At 55.4% G+C, this 17,894-nt stretch carries 12 protein-coding genes, 1 tRNA gene and 3 pseudogenes; 5 read left to right on the top strand and 11 right to left on the bottom strand.

The features are described 5' to 3' along the window. The first annotated feature begins 4 nt into the window (after window positions 1-4). Together JFT81_RS03405 and JFT81_RS03410 are read left to right on the top strand one after the other, a co-directional pair. Entirely contained in the window at window positions 5-214 is a 210-nt protein-coding gene (locus JFT81_RS03405) for a hypothetical protein (protein ID WP_201204168.1), read from the top strand. A gap of 129 nt (window positions 215-343) precedes the next feature. Beyond that, a complete protein-coding gene (locus JFT81_RS03410; RefSeq protein WP_201226116.1) occupies window positions 344-889 on the top strand; it encodes a hypothetical protein in 546 nt (181 codons plus the stop codon). Here JFT81_RS03410 and JFT81_RS03415 read toward each other — a convergent pair. Next, on the bottom strand, window positions 886-1,782 hold the full coding sequence (locus JFT81_RS03415) for a transcriptional regulator GcvA (protein WP_201204169.1): 897 nt from the start codon (window positions 1,780-1,782) through the stop codon (window positions 886-888). The genes JFT81_RS03410 and JFT81_RS03415 overlap by 4 nt on opposite strands. Window positions 1,783-1,891: 109 nt before the next feature. Between JFT81_RS03415 and gstA the strand changes: the two genes are divergently transcribed. From gstA to JFT81_RS03430, 3 genes are all read left to right on the top strand, one after another. Then, complete coding sequence (gstA, locus tag JFT81_RS03420) at window positions 1,892-2,503, top strand: glutathione transferase GstA (RefSeq protein WP_201226117.1); 612 nt, start codon at window positions 1,892-1,894, stop codon at window positions 2,501-2,503. A gap of 93 nt (window positions 2,504-2,596) precedes the next feature. Next, window positions 2,597-2,977 (top strand): RidA family protein, encoded by a 381-nt coding sequence (locus JFT81_RS03425; protein WP_201226118.1) that lies wholly within the window; start codon window positions 2,597-2,599, stop codon window positions 2,975-2,977. Between the two features lie 611 nt (window positions 2,978-3,588). After that, window positions 3,589-5,577 (top strand): U32 family peptidase, encoded by a 1,989-nt coding sequence (locus tag JFT81_RS03430; protein ID WP_201226119.1) that lies wholly within the window; start codon window positions 3,589-3,591, stop codon window positions 5,575-5,577. A 113-nt stretch (window positions 5,578-5,690) separates the two neighbouring features. On the opposite strand, the gene JFT81_RS03435 is transcribed toward JFT81_RS03430, so the two are convergent. From JFT81_RS03435 to JFT81_RS03480, 10 genes and pseudogenes are all read right to left on the bottom strand, one after another. After that, window positions 5,691-5,765: transfer RNA gene (locus JFT81_RS03435), tRNA-Gln, on the bottom strand. Between the two features lie 484 nt (window positions 5,766-6,249). Beyond that, a complete protein-coding gene (locus tag JFT81_RS03440) occupies window positions 6,250-6,606 on the bottom strand; it encodes a DUF6124 family protein (RefSeq protein ID WP_201226120.1) in 357 nt (118 codons plus the stop codon). A 105-nt stretch (window positions 6,607-6,711) separates the two neighbouring features. Next, window positions 6,712-7,077, bottom strand: a pseudogene (locus tag JFT81_RS03445) (hypothetical protein). A gap of 843 nt (window positions 7,078-7,920) precedes the next feature. Next, a pseudogene (locus tag JFT81_RS03450) lies at window positions 7,921-8,544 on the bottom strand (RHS repeat protein); the annotation flags it as partial. Window positions 8,545-8,854: 310 nt separating this feature from the next. Next, window positions 8,855-9,286, bottom strand: coding sequence for a hypothetical protein (locus tag JFT81_RS03455; RefSeq protein ID WP_201226121.1), 432 nt, complete (start codon window positions 9,284-9,286; stop codon window positions 8,855-8,857). After that, window positions 9,283-10,533: pseudogene (locus JFT81_RS03460) on the bottom strand (RHS repeat-associated core domain-containing protein); the annotation flags it as partial. The pseudogene JFT81_RS03460 and the gene JFT81_RS03455, both read right to left, overlap by 4 nt. Window positions 10,534-10,721: 188 nt before the next feature. Beyond that, a complete protein-coding gene (locus tag JFT81_RS03465) occupies window positions 10,722-11,039 on the bottom strand; it encodes a hypothetical protein (RefSeq protein WP_201226122.1) in 318 nt (105 codons plus the stop codon). A 527-nt stretch (window positions 11,040-11,566) separates the two neighbouring features. Continuing rightward, window positions 11,567-12,031, bottom strand: coding sequence for a hypothetical protein (locus JFT81_RS03470; RefSeq protein WP_201226123.1), 465 nt, complete (start codon window positions 12,029-12,031; stop codon window positions 11,567-11,569). 701 nt (window positions 12,032-12,732) lie between these two features. Continuing rightward, window positions 12,733-13,134, bottom strand: a complete 402-nt coding sequence (locus JFT81_RS03475; protein ID WP_201226124.1) for a hypothetical protein — start codon at window positions 13,132-13,134, stop codon at window positions 12,733-12,735. After that, a complete protein-coding gene (locus JFT81_RS03480) occupies window positions 13,131-17,795 on the bottom strand; it encodes an RHS repeat-associated core domain-containing protein (protein WP_242485550.1) in 4,665 nt (1,554 codons plus the stop codon). The genes JFT81_RS03475 and JFT81_RS03480 overlap by 4 nt, the downstream gene beginning before the upstream one ends. Window positions 17,796-17,894: the final 99 nt, after the last annotated feature.

The raw sequence follows: 17,894 nt of genomic DNA on the forward strand, positions 1-17,894 counted from the left end.
ATCAATGGCGAACAAACAAACAGTCAGTAACGACTCGGCGACGGCCACTGAAATCGAGCGTTCTATTCTGGCCTTGAACAAAATGGCCGAACGCCTGTGGGGCGAAGGACGCGAGGCAGAAGCCAAGGCCCTGCTCGATGCACTTGATGCATTGAACCGGGCACTCGACAGGATCCGCATTGGCGAAAGTCGCAGAGTGGTCACCCTTCATTGAGTCTGCCGCTCAGCTCAGAGATTGCAGCTGTACTGATACTCGAACGGGTAGAACGCTGCATTAACGCCGGCAACACCAGATAGTCACTCCGATCAAAACGGTTCATCCCTACACTCAGGACGCTTCATCATGCATAGGATTGCTTTGTGTCTCGCGGTACTTTCAAGTCTTGCCGGCTGCACTGACTACAAATGGGGGCATAACTGGAAACCCGACGCCCACGCTGGCTGGGTCGATGAAACCTCCCCTCGCGGCAACACCATTGTAAAAACCGTTTGCGCCGCCGAACCACTGCGAGTGACGTTGCATCAGGTGGGTGAAACGTCCGTAGTCGCGCTGTTTATGATTCCGTTGTTTTACTCATCGCCCGATGACAATTACCGATCTTTCGCGATCGTCACCAGCCACCCGACGCTGGACAACTGCGCTGTACGCAATCCGCTGGTGGTAAAAATGGATAACCAGGTGATCAAGAACCTCGAGTGGTCGTCTCGAAGCAGCAAAGGCATGTGCATCATCCAGATCCCCGCGAGCGAGATGGAGGGCGAATCACTTTCGATCGAAGTCGATCAGAACGTTCTGCCCTGCACGACAGCGCCCATAACCTTCAAGAAAAAAAGCTATTTCTGTCTGCGTGATACCAAGTTCGGAGGATCGCCCGCCTGCGATGACTAGTCGGGTTGGCTGCAATCGAGCAACCACTGCCTCAAGGCCTGAATTTTTCTCGAATCGGCCGTTTCATGTGGCGTCACCAGATAAAAACCCAAGGGATCTTGCAGGCGCAGACTGAAGGGCGCGACCAGACGCCCCGCACGCAGATCATCGTCGACATAGGTCGAACGGCCGATGCACACGCCCTGCCCATCCACGGCCGCCTGCACCGCCATCAGTGCGAGGTCAAAGGTCAGCCGTGGCCCGGCAGCCAAATGCGATGGTTGGCCAGCCGCGCCCAACCAGGTGCTCCAGTCATCGGCCGTCACGCCACTGACCTGCAACAGAGTGTGGTGAGCGAGATCCGCAGGTACGTTCAAGGCTTTCGGGCCGCTGAGCAATGCCGGGCTGCACACCGGGAAGATTTCATCGGACATCAGAAAATCAGCGCGCAGGCCTTTCCAGTCGCCACGGCCGTAGCGAATCGCCGCATCGATTGCGCCCTTGCGAAAATCCACCAGATCGGTGGATGCACTGACTCGCACATCGATCTCGGGAAATGCCTGCTGAAATGACGGCAGCCGCGGCAGCAACCACTTTGACGCTACCGACACCAGCGTACTGAGGGTCAACACGCTGTTGTTGCGCGACGCCAGCAGTTGCTCCGTTGAATAGCGCAACTCATGAAACGCAGCCCGAAGGCCAGGAAAGTACGCCTGCCCGTCGTCGCTGAGCGCCAAGCCATCCTTGAGCCGCAGAAACAGCTGCACGCCGAGCTCGTTTTCAAGGCGACGAATCTGATGACTGATCGCCGTTTGCGTGACATTCAGTTCTTCGGCCGCTTTGGTAAAGCTCATATGCCGAGCGGCGGACTCAAAGGCTCTCAAGCCGTTCAGGGAAGGAAGTCTGGCGATCATTGGCAATCCTGCGCTCATGAGATTTTGTCATACGCTAACAGCACAAATGACCTTTGCGAATCCCCACGCCGCAATGGATTCTGGCGCCTCCTCCTTACCAGGCATTGCCATGAAACTGTATTTCGCACCCATGACCTGCTCGCTGTCGCCGCACATTGTTCTGCGCGAGCTGGAGTTACCCTTCGAACTGATTCGCGTGAATAACCAGAGCAAGTGCACCGCCGATGGCCGTGACTTTCGTGACATCAATCGCAAGGGCTACGTCGCAGCGCTGGAACTGGACAATGGCGAGGTGCTGACGGAAGGGCCGGCGATCCTGCAGTATCTCGCTGATCAAGTTCCCGGCAACACGCTGGCACCGGCACAGGGCACTTGGGAACGCGTACGGTTACAGGAGCATCTGAATTTCATCAGTTCGGAAATTCATGGTGGCAGCGCACCGTTGTTCAATGCGGACTTGCCGGACACGGTCAAAACGATGTTCAAGCAGAAGCTCTGCAAACGGCTCGATTTCCTCTGTCACCAGCTCGCAGATCAGCAATACCTGATGGTGACGTTCGGTGTGGCCGACGCCTATCTGTTCACCGTGCTCGGGTGGCTGCCGACGTTCGATATCGATATCGGCGATTGGCCGGTGCTGGCGGCCTACCTGCGCCGTATCGCCGCGCGCCGCAGTGTCGTTTCGGCCATGGCGGCTGAAGCGGCGACTGCGCCGGTCTGATCGGGATTTACAGCGGATTTGCCCTGAACGGGCCATGCCGGCGGGGAATCTGTAAACTGGCGCGATCCTTATCCGCTCAAACAAGAGATGACCATGGCCCACCAAGACATCACCTTCACACCCGATCCGGACGCCGACTCGATTTCTTCCGACGTCGCGACGTTCGGCGGGATCATGGTTTCCACGCAGATCCCGACCCATGCCGATGGCAGCCTGGAACTGGGCGACATCACGCTGCAGAGCGAATGCACGCTGCAAGCGCTGAAGGTTGCGCTGGAACGCGCCGGCAGCTCGATGGATCGCGTCATGCACCTGACCATCTACCTCACCGACATGGCTGACCGCGCCGCGTTCAACGAGGTGTACAAACGCTTCTTCGCCAAACCCTGGCCGGTGCGCGCCGCAGTAGGCGTGGCCTCCCTGGCCGTCGAAGGCATGCGCGTGGAAGTCACCGCCATGGCCGCCAAAGCCTGACACCCGCGAAATCCTCTGTAGGAGTTGTCGAGTAAACGAGGCTGCGATCCTTTGATCTTGAAAATCAAAGCCAGAATCAACAGATCGCAGCGTGCCGCAGCTCCTACAATGTTTTGCGGTGCTCCAGAAATCCGCGACAACGCAAAATCCTGTAGGAGCCAAGCTTGCTCGCGATAACGCCGGCACAGCTTGCCAGGCTGCTGCCTGACACACCGCTTTCGCGAGCAAGCTCTGCTCCTACGAATTTTGCGGTGTCCCCGGAACCCGCGACAACGCAAATTCCTGTAGGAGCCAAGCTTGCTCGCGATGGCGCCGGCACAGCTTGCCAGGCTGCTGCCTGACACATCGCTTTCGCGAGCAAGCTCTGCTCCTACGAATTTTGCGGTACTCCAGAAATCCGCGACAACGCAAAATCCTGTAGGAGCCAAGCTTGCTCGCGATGGCGCCGGCACAGCTTGCCAGGCTGCTGCCTGACACACCGCTTTCGCGAGCAGGCTCTGCTCCTGCAGGTGCGCAGTGGAGAGTGACGCCATCGGGCAGCACGGGCGTGCCGGGCGCGCGTTTCGGGGGTAGAATGCGCGCCTAACCGTGACAGCCTGACTAAAAAAACTATGTCCTTGCCCAAGCATCATCTGGAATTGCTCAGCCCTGCCCGCGATGTGGCCATCGCCCGTGAGGCGATCCTGCACGGCGCCGACGCCGTCTACATTGGTGGTCCGAGCTTCGGCGCCCGCCATAACGCCTGCAACGAAGTGAGCGAAATCGCCGATCTGGTGGAGTTCGCCCGCAAGTATCACGCGCGGATCTTCACCACCATCAACACCATCCTCCACGACAACGAACTGGAGCCGGCGCGCAAGCTGATCCATCAGTTGTACGACGCTGGTGTCGACGCGCTGATCGTTCAGGATCTGGGCGTGATGGAACTGGACATCCCGCCGATCGAGCTGCACGCCTCGACCCAGACCGACATTCGCACCCTGGAGCGAGCAAAATTCCTCGACCAGGCCGGTTTCTCGCAGCTTGTTTTGGCCCGTGAGCTGAACCTGCAAGAGATCCGCGCCATCGCCGACGAAACCGACGCCGCCATCGAATTCTTCATCCATGGCGCGTTGTGCGTGGCGTTCTCCGGCCAGTGCAACATTTCCCACGCGCAGACCGGGCGCAGCGCCAACCGTGGCGACTGCTCGCAGGCCTGCCGTTTGCCGTACACCCTTAAAGATGAAAAGGGTGGCGTGATCGCCTACGAAAAACACCTGCTATCAATGAAAGACAATAACCAGAGCGCCAACATCCGCGCCCTGGTCGAAGCCGGCGTGCGCTCGTTCAAGATCGAAGGTCGCTATAAGGACATGGGCTACGTGAAAAACATCACGGCCTATTACCGTCAGCGCCTCGACGACGTCCTCGAAGATCGTCCGGACCTCGCCCGCGCTTCCAGCGGCCGCACCGCGCACTTCTTCCTGCCGGACCCGGAAAAGACTTTCCACCGGGGCAGCACCGACTACTTCGTGACTGATCGCAAGATCGACATCGGCGCGTTCGACTCGCCGACCTTCACCGGTCTGCCGGTCGGCACCGTCGAAAAAGTCGGCAAGCGTGACATGCAGGTCGTGACCCACGAGCCACTGTCCAACGGCGATGGCCTTAACGTGCTGGTCAAACGTGACGTGGTCGGTTTCCGCGCTAACATCGCCGAAGCCAAGGGCGAGTTCGAAGAAGACGGCGAGAAGCGCTACCGCTACCGCGTCGAGCCGAACGAAATGCCGGAAGGCTTGTTCAAGCTGCGCCCGAACCACCCGCTCAATCGCAACCTCGACCATAACTGGCAACAGGCACTGCAAAAGACCTCCTCCGAGCGTCGTGTGGCGTTGAGCTGGTTCGCCCGTCTGCGCGAAGAGCAGCTGGAAATCACCGCCACCAGCGAAGAAGGCATCAGCGCCAGTGTCACCCTGGACGGCCCGTTCGGCGTGGCCAACAAGCCTGAGCAAGCGCTGGAACAGTTGCGCGATCTGCTCGGTCAGCTCGGCACCACGCAGTACCACGCCACCGACATCAAACTCGATGCGCCACAGGCATTCTTCATCCCGAACTCGCAGCTCAAATCCCTGCGTCGTGAAGTGATCGAAGCGCTGACTGCAGCTCGTGTTGCCGCGCATCCGCGTGGCAGCCGTAAAGCCGAAACCAGCCCGCCGCCGGTGTACCCGGATTCGCACCTGACGTTCCTGGCCAACGTGTACAACCAGAAGGCCCGCGACTTCTATCACCGTCACGGCGTGAAGCTGATCGATGCGGCGTATGAAGCGCACGAAGAGCCAGGCGAAGTGCCGGTGATGATCACCAAGCACTGCCTGCGTTTCTCCTTCAACCTGTGCCCGAAACAGGCCAAAGGCGTGACCGGTGTGCGCACCAAAGTCGCGCCGATGCAGTTGATCCACGGCGATGAAGTGCTGACGCTGAAGTTCGATTGCAAGCCGTGCGAGATGCACATCATCGGCAAGATGAAAGGCCACATCCTCAACCTGCCGCAACCGGGCAGCGTGGTCGGCCACATCAGCCCCGAAGACCTGATGAAAACCATCCCGCGCGCACCGCACTGAGTGCAGAGCCTGCGCGGTGCCTCGGCGCCGCGCAGGCCATCCCTGCTCTGCCAGGCCAAATCGCAGGCATAAAAAAACGCCAACTTCTTGCGAAGTTGGCGTTTTTTCGAATATGGCAGGGGCGGCTGGATTTGAACCAACGCATGGCAGGATCAAAACCTGCTGCCTTACCGCTTGGCGACGCCCCTACAGCTCTTGTCAGCGGCTCCGTGAGGATCGCTGCGAGAACGGGGCGTAATTTACCAACATTAGTTTGGTTTGTGAAGCACGAATTGAAATATTTTTTGTTTTAAAACAGCCACTTATTATTTTTGGCCGATTCAGGCCAAGGATCAGGCCGTTTCGCGCCGTGCATCACACTGTGTACCAACCCCGCCGCGATACAGCGACACTCAACAACGCCCCACTTCGACACAGGCCAGACAAGTCCCGGCGCTCAAATGCACCCACGGTTTGAGGGATAAATTGGGAGCGCTGGCCAGCGACGTCTTTGATTTCATGGACGCGCTGAAGATCAAGCAAACGAAGCTCGGTGGTTCTGCAGATTCTTTGCCTGAACTGGCGTCATCGCGAGCAGGCTCACTCCTACAGGAGAACGCATTCCAAATGTAGGAGTGAGCCTGCTCGCGATGAGGCCCGACCAGACACCCACAAACCCACTAACGTGCGTAATTACTCGGTTGGCACAACAAGATCCAACGCCTTGTTCACCGCCAACTCTCCCAACATGACCACTTGCGCAATGCCCAGCAGCGTATGGCGGTTTGATCCCTCCAGCATCCCGGCAAAATTGCCGAGCATGACCGAGGCGGACGCCAAGGAGCCGCAAGCGTTGGTCAACAACGACTCAGTGTCTGCGTGCGGATTGGCCATGAACAGAGCGTTGGGCGTGTAGGGTGTGGCCACGATCGCGGCAGGCAACAGGTAATGATCAAGCGCACGCTCGGCCGCTTCGTGGAGCTTTCGTGAATTGGGCGATGCGTACGGGGACGCCGGATCGGTGATCGGTGGTTCGGGTGTCTTGGACATCAGCTGAAGCTCCAACAAGAACCGGTTCAGGTTCCTGGATAGAAAGCGTTCGCGGACGCTTCCGTGCAATGAGGGGGCACGCCCCCTCACCCATCTACACCGCGACTAGTGCGGCAAGCGCTGGTTGTCCAGGACTCGGCCCACGACCAGCTCACTGAGCATGATCACCTGTTGCAGGATCAGCATCTTTCGACGCTGCGAAATGTCTATCGAATCGGCAAGCTCACGCGCCATGTCACTGGCAGAAGACAAGGTTTCAGTCGCCTAAACGAGCAGCGTTTCGTCATCGACCGTCGGGTCGATGAGGTAGATCCTGCCGGTCTTGCGGGTGGGGATTGAGGTCTTTAGTGCTGAGGGATTGAGGTAAAAGTTGATTGCGCGTTCTGTGGCCTCTTTTATGTTCTGAGGTTCGAGAGCGGCGTCGTAGGGGATTGGGTCGGTTTCTGGTGGGTTGGGCGTTACTTTGAACATTTATCTAATTCCAAAAGTAGGGCCGCGCCCCTTCTCTACTAAAAGAAGGGTGGCAGCTGTGCGCAGGTTAGTAGACCGGTGGAATTAGCAAAACCGGCGCGCCCGAGAGCGCCCTGCGCACAACCACCATCAAGTGCAAGAAAAGACTTACCTGACTGAATGGGACTCGTGCGCTTACTAATTCTATCCGAGCTACTAAACCCGACCACTGATGGGCAGTGGCAGGTCAACGATAGAGCCCGAGGGGCAAGCGCACAAGCCGGCGGATTCTGGCGTATGCGTAGGCAACGGCACAAGGTGTTGTAGCCTTTATGGCGTAACAGTTGGTGTAAATTAAACGTGTTTGCAGAATCGTGTTTAAGCACTGCGACGATAGTGAATCCCTCGCCCACTTTTTCGGGGGGCTGAAAGCTTGGCTATCGGCTGTTTTGGCGGCATCCGGTGTCAGGATAGTTGTCGATTTACTCTTGTAGCATCACCATCGAACCTGTCCGGCCATCCGGTGGTATTCGACTTGAACTGCGCATCCGGGATCAGCTAATCACTACCCTCTTTGGACCACTCGCAATCAGACTGGAACTCTTTCCAGATTCTTACTAAGGACAAACCACGCTTAAAAATATTCAAAAACGTGATCTGTCCCCGAGAAATGCCGGCGAGCGTCTTTGGTGTCCGGCCAGTCAGATCCCCCCCGATCAGCCCGACGTTTTTCAATCCCTCGCGCATGCCTTGATCCGTCTGTTCGCATCACTGCTTGAACGTCAGGTCCGATGGCAAGTTGGCCTCCAGTTTCTGGTATTTACCTTCCGTCAGCACTTCCCCTTTGCGACTGTTGGCTTCCCGGTGGCCGTCGGGGCGCACGCTGGCGACTCGTTGGTTGAGCACGTCGTACTCGTGCTGCCAGATTGCGACGGTGGGCTTTTCCAGTCCTAGGTAATGCTGGTGCTCGCGCAGCAGATTGCTGGCCGGATCGTGGAACCATTGCAGACGGCTATCGGCGTTATCGGCCAGCACCTGGTTGCCGTTGCCGTCATAGGCGAAAGTTTCGCTTTGCGACTAGTCGCCCAAGGTGGCGCGACGCTCGGTCAAACGGCCCATCGGGTCGAAGCTCAACGAGATGACACGTTGGCCATTGATCGATTGCGCGAGGCGTCCGGTGAGTGGGTCGTACTGATAGCGCGTGCTGCGGCCGTCGAAACCGCGTTCCTCAAGCAGGCGACCGACCGGGTCGTAGTGGAAGTGCGCACGTTGTTCGTTTTCGTTTTCCAGTGTCGTTAGTCGTCCGAGACGGTCCCAGCGATAGCGCAGGGTCTGCTCGGCAGCATCGACACGTTCGGCGATCAAACCGGCAGCGCTGTAGCTCCACGTGGTGCAGCGATCGAGACCGTCGACGTGGGACGATAACCGGCCTTCGGCGTCACGCTCAAAGCGCTCTTCGGTTTTGTCCGGGTGCTTGAACAGTATCAATTCAACGCTACTTAAATAGGCGCGCAGCATAAAACGCGACAGCGCATCGCACTGGCTCGCCTTTTTAAGAATATATGTCCAATCGTGGCTGAAATCCGGTGGCGCAAGCTGTCGGGAACGTCCGTAGTCTCGCACCTCACCGGAGAGAAATACGAGGGATCTCGACAATCTCTACACAGTCATCGAACCGAAGCCTAATTCTGACCAGCTGACGCCATTGCCCTCCACACCTCCTTATTCCTTTAGGCGTCAGCGGCAAGTTTCGCCTCACAGTGCCACTACACTGATCCTTGCCTAGCGAACTTAAATTTCATTTAAATTCAAAATACTCAATCATCATTCTCATTGGCATTGTCATATCAACTTTCAAGAATCCCAGCACCTCAAAAAACCATGAAAGATTATCTCCCATTACAGAAACATCATCTTCATCATTTGACAGCAGGCAGATAGCTAGCCGCGCCAGTAATACGTCCTTATCTTGAAAGTCACGTATTGCGCCTATCTCATCGATTTTCGCCCACCAAACCGAAGCCTCGGCCTTACAGACTTCAATTGGGATCTTGCCTTCCACATAGTCTTTAGCAAGACGCAAAGGATCATTCTCACAATCAGAGAATTTGATATCCAAAGCATCCACAACCTTGACCAAAAATCCGATCTGCTGCTTGAGCGCTTCGCGATTGTCAGATGGCCGAATAATCGCGCCAACGTTATATTTCTTAAAATCAATTTGATTCATACGACGTTAACCTTGAAATGTTGTAAAAGGTCGGCACACGAGGAGCAGGGAGCCTTATTTGTGCCATGACCATTTCCGGAGCCACCAATATTAACGGTCCGAATGGTTCCTCCAGCAGGATCAATACCTGCATTCATAGCTTTATCCAAGCAAACCACCTCGGCGCATCCGCCGTGCCATTGGGCGCGTTTATCTGCTGGCGTACCCATCAGCCCCGCTGTTACCTGGGAATTATGCGGCACTTTTTCACCGCTTACACCCGTAATAACATGGTCTCCTTGGCGGAACTCAGATGCCGCCCCAGATGTTTTCCCTCCTGCTACCGCAGCGTCTGCTGCACCCTCGGCAGTGTTGGTTTTTTTGGAGCCAGATGTAGTGCCTTTTCGAGACAGTCCCAAAGCATCGGTCCAACCTATCGGATTCGGTGCGTACTGATAAAGGTTCAACCCGGCATCGTAACTGAGCGGATCCTTACTGATGAACCGCCCTACTGTGGGATCATAGTACCGATACCGGTTGTAATGCAGCCCCGTCTCATGATCGTGATATTGCCCCTGAAAACGTATCGGGTTCATCACGCCATGCTGCCGTGCCCATTCCGAACGCTGTTCCGTCACCTGCCCCCACGCCTTGTACTGCGCGGTCCACGCCATGTTGCCTTGTGAATCAGTCAGCTCTTGCGGGGTACCGAGGTGATCACATTGGTACCAGGCCAACGCATCAAACGGTAATGCCGTGGCCTTGTGATTCCACAACGGGTCCTCATCCAGACTGTACTCACCGCTATAATCCGGCAGCCCAATCAGATCGATTGGCGCGTGCCGTACAGCCTGTGCAACAGGGACAAAAGTCCCCGGTTCGAAGACGTAGTGCACCGTGCGACCCGGCTCGCCATCGCTCTGCGCCGAGCTGCTTTCCCAGGCGAGGTTGTCGCCATCCCAGCCGTATAAGGTGAAGCCACAGCCAAGCTCGCGTTGTTTGCGTGCGTGCTCGTTTCTGTTCCAGAGAGAGCCTGCTTCTGGACGTTGCTTGTAATGCGCGCGCGAGTTTTTGTGCAGGCGGCGTCCCAGTGCGTCGTAGGCGAAATCCACGCTCAGGCGCGGGTCTTCGAAATTCACCAGTCGATCAAACAGGTCCCAACGCATATCGGAACGTTGGCCGTTGTGCCAGCGCTGAATCTGGTTACCGCGTTCATCGTAGTCGTAATGCGTGCCGGCGTATTCGTGCAGTATATTGTCGACCAGTTGCTGCGCGGGAATTTATAAGGGATAGACTGGATTTAAACAGTATTAAAAACGTGATCCGCCCCTTAAAAATTCTCAGAGGCAGGTTACGTTTAATCAATCCTCAAAAACGTGGCCTGCCCCTGATAAATTTCGTGGGCTTTTAGAGATTAAAACGTGACTATTCCGCTGCAACTTGACCGAGAGTCAACCTACACACGGAAGGCCTCATTTAAGCCAACCTCTTCATTCTCGCCCCCATCCTCAAGACACCTGAAATTTCTTCCCTTTAGTGCTGTTTTAAATAGGGTGTAAAGTTCTGCTGATTGGAAATTCACTTGGAGCCACAGGGATTCATCATCCCCATAAATGAGACGAGCATCGTAAGCTCCACTGCTATTCAACGAGTAATCCTTTAAATAAAGATCACCGTCTTCCGCGTAAACACAAGCACTACTGGATTCAATTACGTCGATGACATGCCGGGCTGTAGAGTTGTCGTCTAACACCAATTTGTATTCATAACTCATGATCCACGCGACCTCCCTCGGACAGCCACAATCGACTGAAGCGCCATGAATGGTGAAGTATCTAAGACTCTTCATAACTTGAACCCCAGGGCTCACGCTTTATAAACATCAAAAAACGGTGCGCCCTGAGGGATTATAGAAGTGTTATTGCGCCCTGACCCATGTGGAAATCATTTTCTTTATTTCATCCATCAAGGATAGTTTTCCAAATATAACAAGCTCACATCCCGCTTCCTTGTCGTTGTACGAGAAAACCTCATCGACCTCCTCGTCTAATACAATTCTAAGAATCTGACCATTTACCTCATTTCTTACAGAAAAAATCGGATTTCCGTCCATGAACGGCGTGCCGTTTGAAAAGAATGTATTGTAAAAAGGCGCCTTGAATACTTCACTAGCGACTTCGTTTTTCTGAACCTCTAGATAAAAGAATTTATAAAAAACCTGCTCTAGCTGGAAATAGCTGTCTTTGTTACTCAGGTAGGCATCAAAAATTTTTCTCTACTCCAAAAATGCTTTGCCAGTAACTAACTCTTTTCATTCAGTAGCTCCTGAAAAAACCGTACAAAATCCTGTCGAACATCAGGAAATATCTTTTTCAACATGACGAAATACAAATAAATTGGTGTTAAATCATCTGAATCTTCTTCCCCCCAACCCCCTAGAGTTCCAAAGCAAAAAAGAGAGCATTTAGCCATGATGTAAGTTTCGGAGCTGGGAGTTTCGCACTGCGCCTCAATAGCACATAGCAGAGCGATAATATTCTTTAAACAAGTATCTTCCCTGTCAATGCATTCCCGTGATATGGCTTCTGATAGAGCCAGGGTGATCGTTTGTAAATTCTCGGCTGAAATGGTCCCTAGCTTCCCCTTAATTATCAACTCTAGTAAAAAATTGGCTAGGTGACGCCTAAGCCTGTCAAAAGAAACACCGTCCTGAAGCAGTTGTTCTTCCAGGGCGTCAATCACTTGTGCGTCTTGGTTGTGAGCCATTCTGGAATCCCGGCATGATCCCTTTAATGCGGTGGAGTTCGGACCGTATTCATACAGATGGATCACCCACCGTTAAAGATGACCGTTTTATATAAAGCAAAAATGATGCAAAAATAAATCCGTCCCCATTATTCCATCCTTCCTGAAACGGCATATCAAGCAAGAGGCTTGATAACATGAATCAAGAGAGAAGTATCAGGCTTTGGATCATATATGAACGTCAATACCTCGCTCCGCCGAGACTGAATCTGGAATGTCAGGCACGCGTCTGCCTCAAACGTGTCGGCGGCATCAAACACCACCAACTTTTCAGCCCACTCAACAACCAGATTTTCGATGTAAGATGGACTTCCAAATATAACAAGTTCACACACCTTATCCTTTTCGTCTTTTTCCCTTTCATGACTTTGGTGCTCTAGGCTCGGCTTGGTCTACCTGAGCAGCGACACCATAGCTTCTCATCTTTTGAGTATATCTCCGTAAAAAAACATATCATCAAATGAAAAAATGACTCTCAAGTTTTTGGGAATTAGCACTATTGAATTCTCGTCAGAAGGGTGAAAAATCATTCCAAGATTTTAAAAAAACTTCACGCGGGGCAATTCCCGCCGATCTTGTTAGGGGCAAACCGTGCTTGTTAGTTTTTGAAAACATGATCCACCCCTTTATGCTCCCGCAAGATTAACCTCAAGCCCGCACAATCAAGGCTTTCTTTCTTTGTAGTTACACTCCGCCACTCTTGCGACGTTCTCGCTTTCATCATTGAGCAGCTTTTCAAGAATTTCAATAGGTGTTTTTCTATTTGCAGCTATTGCACCTCTCACAACAGAGCAGGGATCCAGGGAAAGTCGCTTGAACAATGCATGTGATAATTTTCGCTTGGATGCAACGAAACGTCGGACACTGACATCGAACGCACACAGCTCTTCAAGAATCTCCAGTGGCACTGTTTTATTGTGCGCTACCCATCTTCTATGCTCAGGAAATCTTTCAATTACTTCGCGCCATACTGAAAGAGGAGCTTCTTCCATTGCTGCTCGATCATAATCGATTTTGATTGCACTATCGCGCAACGCCACAAATTCTTCAGCAGACGTAATCATTTTGCATCCTTACACTTCAAAGATTTAAAGTTTATATTTTTCCCTGTCTCACTCTTATGTTTGCTCATGTAGTCACCGTAGGTATCAGCGTCAGCAATCCATACTCCTTTTTGGTCGTAGACCTTCCACGCACTTTCACCATGACCCGTTTTATCCTCCGACCACCATGTGTCGGTTTTAGTGTCGTGATGGTACTTCGCGTAACCAACGCCAGCCACGTTCCCCTCACAAACTCGATCATACCGATTAACTTCCCATTTTTTCCTGCACGGGCATTTGGAGTTTTGATTTGGTTTATCAGACGTAGGTTTTCGCCCCGCACCATTTGGCGACTTCGTCAAACCAAGTGGATCGAGCCAGCTAAGAGGATTAGGCGCATAAGCATACAGATTCAAACCGCCCACGTAGCTAACTGGATCCTTACTAATAAACCGCCCAACCCCCGGATCATAGTACCGATGCCGGTTGTAATGCAGCCCCGTCTCATGATCGTGATACTGCCCCTGAAACCGTATCGGGTTCATCACACCATGCTGCCGCGCCCACTCCGAACGCTGCTCCGTCACCTGCCCCCACGCCTTGTACTGCGCGGTCCACGCCATGTTGCCTTGTGAATCAGTCAGCTCTTGCGGGGTACCGAGGTGATCACATTGGTACCAGGCCAACGCATCAAACGGTAATGCCGTGGCCTTGTGATTCCACAACGGGTCCTCATCCAGACTGTACTCACCGCTATAATCCGGCAGCCCAATCAGATCGATTGGCGCGTGCCGTACAGCCTGTGCAACAGGGACAAAAGTCCCCGGTTCGAAGACGTAGTGAACCGTGCGACCCGGCTCGCCATCGCTCTGCGCCGGGCTGCTTTCCCAGGCGAGGTTGTCGCCATCCCAGCCGTACAAGGTAAAGCCGCAGCCAAGCTCCCGTTGTTTGCGTGCGTGCTCGTTTCTGTTCCAGAGGGAACCTGCTTCAGGCCGCTGTTTGTAGTGGGCACGGGAGTTTTTGTGCAGGCGTCGCCCCAGCGCGTCGTAGGCGAAATCCACGCTCAGGCGCGGGTCTTCGAAATTCACCAGTCGATCAAACAGGTCCCAACGCAGATCGCTGCGTTGGCCGTTGTGCCAGCGCTGGATCTGGTTGCCGCGTTCGTCGTAGTCGTAATGCTTGCCAGCGTATTCGCGCAGCAGGTTATCAACGAGTTTGCTGCGTGGTGGGGTCAGGTCCAGTGGGCGGCGAATCTCTGTCGCTTTGTCGTCGAGCAGGTTGCCGGCCGGGTCGAAGGCGAAGGTTTCCACGCCTTGGCGTGTGGTGGCGCTGAGCAGTCGGCCGACGGGATCGTAGCGATAGGCGAGTGGGCCACGACGGCTGTCGTTGATGTCGGTGAGTTGGCCCGCGGCGTCGTAGGTGTATTCGCGTTTGAGCAGTGTGGGTTTGTCGTCGCTGCGGCCCAGCAGTTGCTCTTGCAAACGGCCGGCCGGATCCCAGCTCTGGGTTTGCAGCAGGTGGTTGCCTTGATGGCGGGCGACCTCGCGGTGCAGGTCGTCGCGCTCGTAACCGATCAGTTCGTGGTCGTCCAGGCGCAGACCGAGCAGGTGGCCGCTGCCGTAGGTCAGCCAACTGACGCGGTGGCCGTCGGGGCGCACGGTGGCAACACGCTGGTTGAGCACGTCGTACTCGTGCTGCCAGATGGCGACGGTGGGTTTTTCCAGTCCGAGGTAATGTTGGTGTTCACGCAGGAGATTGCCGGCCGGGTCGTGGAACCACTGCAGGCGGCTGTCGGCGTTGTCGGCCAGCACCATGTTGCCGTTGCCGTCGTAGGCGAAGGTCTCGCTTTGCGACTGGTCGCCCAGGGTCGCTCGACGCTCAGTCAAACGGCCCATTGGGTCGAAGCTCAACGAGATGACGCGTTGGCCATTGATCGATTGCGCGAGGCGTCCGGTCAGTGGGTCGTACTGATAACGCGTGCTGCGACCATCGAAGCCACGCTCTTCGAGCAGGCGTCCGACCGGGTCGTAGTGAAAGTGCGCGCGTTGCTCGTTTTCGTTTTCCAGTGCCGTTAGCCGTCCGAGACGGTCCCAGCGATAGCGCAGGGTCTGCTCGGCGGCATCGACGCGTTCGGCGATCAAACCGGCCGCGCTATAGCTCCAGGTGGTGCAGCGATCAAGACCATCGACATGGGCCAACAAGCGACCTTCGGCGTCGCGCTCAAAGCGTTCTTCGGTCTTGTCCGGGTGCTTGATCAGCACCAGTTGCCCGGCCTTGTATTCGTATTCGGTGGCGTTGCCGGCGGCGTCGGTGAAGCAGATCATCTGCCCCAGCTCGTTGTATTCCCAGGCGCTGGTTTTGCCTGAGCAATCGACGTACTCGACCAGTTGCCCCGCGTCGTTGTAGTCGAGGGTCTTTTCGTTGCCGTTGGCATCCTTGATCGCGGTGGGCTGGCCGGACTTGTTGTAGGCGTATTCGGTTTTGTTGCCGAGCGGATCGAGCGCTTCGACCAGGTTGCCCTGATCGTCATAGACACGCTGCCACTGACCACCCTCGGCATCGCGGATTTTGATCAGCAGATCCTGATCGTCGTAGGCGTAGTGCATCACGGTGTGATCGGCGCGGATGTGCTCGAGCAGGTTGCTGCGCTCGTCGTAGCTGTAGCGATCGGTGCTGCCGTCGGCATTGACGTGGCGCACGATGTTTTTCGCATCGTCGCGGAAGAACCATTCCGAACGTTCATCGGCGTAGCGAATGCGATAGGTGTAGCCAAGGATGTCGTAGTAGTGCCAGGTCTCGTTGCCGAGCGCATCGGTGACGTAGGTCAGACGGATGTTTTCGTCCCACTCCAGACGCGTGTCGAAGCTGCCGTCGTCCGCCCATTCGCGGATGGCTTTGGCCTTGGCGCCCGAGCCGTCCCACTGCAGATTCATGCCTCGGCCGGTGCGGTCGGTGTAACGGGTGATCAGGTGATGTTGGTACTGATACGACCAGACTGCGCCGTTCTCGTCCTGCGCCTGAATCAGATCGCCATAGGCGTCGTACTGGTAGGCACAGAGTTGTCGCAGTGGAGCACCGTCAACGATTTGCCAGAGACCGATCAGCCGGCCCTGATCGTCGATCATCGTGCCGAGGTGCAGATGCACTTTGCTGAAGTCGTTTTCCTGATAGGTGATCAGGTCAGAGAGCACCGAGTGTTCGCCGTGACGATGCTCGTAATGCAGCATGATCCCGGCGCCGTTGCGCAGGGAAATGTTGGTCAGCACATAGCGCTGGCCACGGCGGATGTAGGTTTCCTTGCGCTCGAAACCACGGCACAGCAACAACTGATCTTCGCTGTTACGGACCAGCGTGATGTTTTCGATCGCGTCGTAGTGAAACAGGCCGACTTTGGGCAGCGGATAACTGTGGTCGCGACCATCGGCGCCGTAGAACGTCAGGCCATCGTCCACGCAGTCGAAACGCGTGGTGAATTCGTTGATCCAGCGAGCCCCGAGTTCGCTGTGATCGTAGGCATCGAGGCGTGAGTTGTAAGTGCGTGCCCACTCGACCGGAAATGGGCCGGGCAGGCTGAAATCGGTATGGCTGAGGCTTTCCGAACCCAAAGAAAAACTGATGCTGTGACCGGTACTGGAACAGGCGCAGTTTTTCTTCGGCTCGGGCGCGCCTTTCGCCGGAGCTTGTTGGCCGCTGGATCCCAATTGACCATCGGACGCCGTGTGCTTGGCCTGACCGGTCTTGTCTGGATGGACGGCGGCGCTCTGGCCATGAGCATTGCGTTTGCGCCACAGGGTCACGGCGCTGGAGAGGATCAGCAGCAACCAGCCAATGGAGTTCTGCACCGACTCATCGTCGAGTTTGCTCAACTGCGTGCGCAGCTCCGGACCCATCGTCCGCAGTTTTTTGGTTTCGTCGGAAACGGTTTTTTTGAAGTCGTCAGGGACGAGGTTCTGCGCCACGCTGTTGGCCAGGCCCTTGCCAGCCGCTTTATAAGCACTCGCGGCAGCTCCGAATACATTGCTGAATGAGGCCAGCGGATCATTCTTGAATTGATCGACTGCGGCGCTCGCCTGGGCGCTGGCCGCATTCAGATCACCTTTGGCATCCAGATTGCCGAAAGCCACCGCTTCGATGCCTTTGGCAATCTCGTTGATGACGTCTTCACCGAGCTTGCCAGCGTCCGCGAGGATGCCGGGCAACTTGCCTTTGGCCTGTTCAACAAAATCGTCCAGCGTGCCGATAATCGAGGCGTTCAGGTGACCGACCAGCACTTCGATCACGGAGGTGCTGAGCAACAATTTGCTGCTGGCCTTCATCTCCTGACGCACCAGAAACAGCGTCGGGCGCAGGGTCATGCGTGCTGCCGCCATCGCCGGAGGCAAAGGTAATACACCGATCAGGTTGATGCCAAGGCTGGCCCACGCGAGCAAATCGCGCTGCTTGGCGTTCGACAAGGTGACGATGTCACCCAGCGCATCGACCAGCGCCATGATGTTGCCCACCACCGGCAAGGCACCGGCGACGTTCTTGATCCGGTCGAGGGTGACCACACCACCGCTGGCCGATTGCAGCCAGGCATCGAAGGTCGCCGCACTGCTGGCGACGTCCTGAATATCGATGGCATTGAGTGGAACGATGGCGACTTGGGGCTCACGTTTTGCGACAGCAGTTTCAGTGGTCATTCACAGCATCTCACCCGCCAACAAGGCCCGGGCATGGAGGAAAAAAGGTCAAGGCTTCAGCAAGAGGACGACAAAAAGCCGCCTCTCTGAGGCACGCAT

It is taken from the genome of Pseudomonas sp. TH43 (assembly GCF_016650635.1).
GTDB lineage: Bacteria > Pseudomonadota > Gammaproteobacteria > Pseudomonadales > Pseudomonadaceae > Aquipseudomonas.

What these genes read in the sequence shown, in the direction of transcription:
- JFT81_RS03410 (WP_201226116.1), top strand. Translation starts at nt 344, where the DNA reads ATGCATAGGATTGCTTTGTGTCTCGCGGTACTTTCAAGTCTTGCCGGC.
- JFT81_RS03475 (WP_201226124.1), bottom strand. Translation starts at nt 13,134, where the DNA reads ATGATTACGTCTGCTGAAGAATTTGTGGCGTTGCGCGATAGTGCAATC.
- JFT81_RS03480 (WP_242485550.1), bottom strand. Translation starts at nt 17,795, where the DNA reads ATGACCACTGAAACTGCTGTCGCAAAACGTGAGCCCCAAGTCGCCATC.
- JFT81_RS03465 (WP_201226122.1), bottom strand. Translation starts at nt 11,039, where the DNA reads ATGAGTTATGAATACAAATTGGTGTTAGACGACAACTCTACAGCCCGG.
- gstA (WP_201226117.1), top strand. Translation starts at nt 1,892, where the DNA reads ATGAAACTGTATTTCGCACCCATGACCTGCTCGCTGTCGCCGCACATT.
- JFT81_RS03455 (WP_201226121.1), bottom strand. Translation starts at nt 9,286, where the DNA reads ATGAATCAAATTGATTTTAAGAAATATAACGTTGGCGCGATTATTCGG.
- JFT81_RS03470 (WP_201226123.1), bottom strand. Translation starts at nt 12,031, where the DNA reads ATGGCTCACAACCAAGACGCACAAGTGATTGACGCCCTGGAAGAACAA.
- JFT81_RS03440 (WP_201226120.1), bottom strand. Translation starts at nt 6,606, where the DNA reads ATGTCCAAGACACCCGAACCACCGATCACCGATCCGGCGTCCCCGTAC.
- JFT81_RS03405 (WP_201204168.1), top strand. Translation starts at nt 5, where the DNA reads ATGGCGAACAAACAAACAGTCAGTAACGACTCGGCGACGGCCACTGAA.
- JFT81_RS03430 (WP_201226119.1), top strand. Translation starts at nt 3,589, where the DNA reads ATGTCCTTGCCCAAGCATCATCTGGAATTGCTCAGCCCTGCCCGCGAT.
- JFT81_RS03415 (WP_201204169.1), bottom strand. Translation starts at nt 1,782, where the DNA reads ATGATCGCCAGACTTCCTTCCCTGAACGGCTTGAGAGCCTTTGAGTCC.
- JFT81_RS03425 (WP_201226118.1), top strand. Translation starts at nt 2,597, where the DNA reads ATGGCCCACCAAGACATCACCTTCACACCCGATCCGGACGCCGACTCG.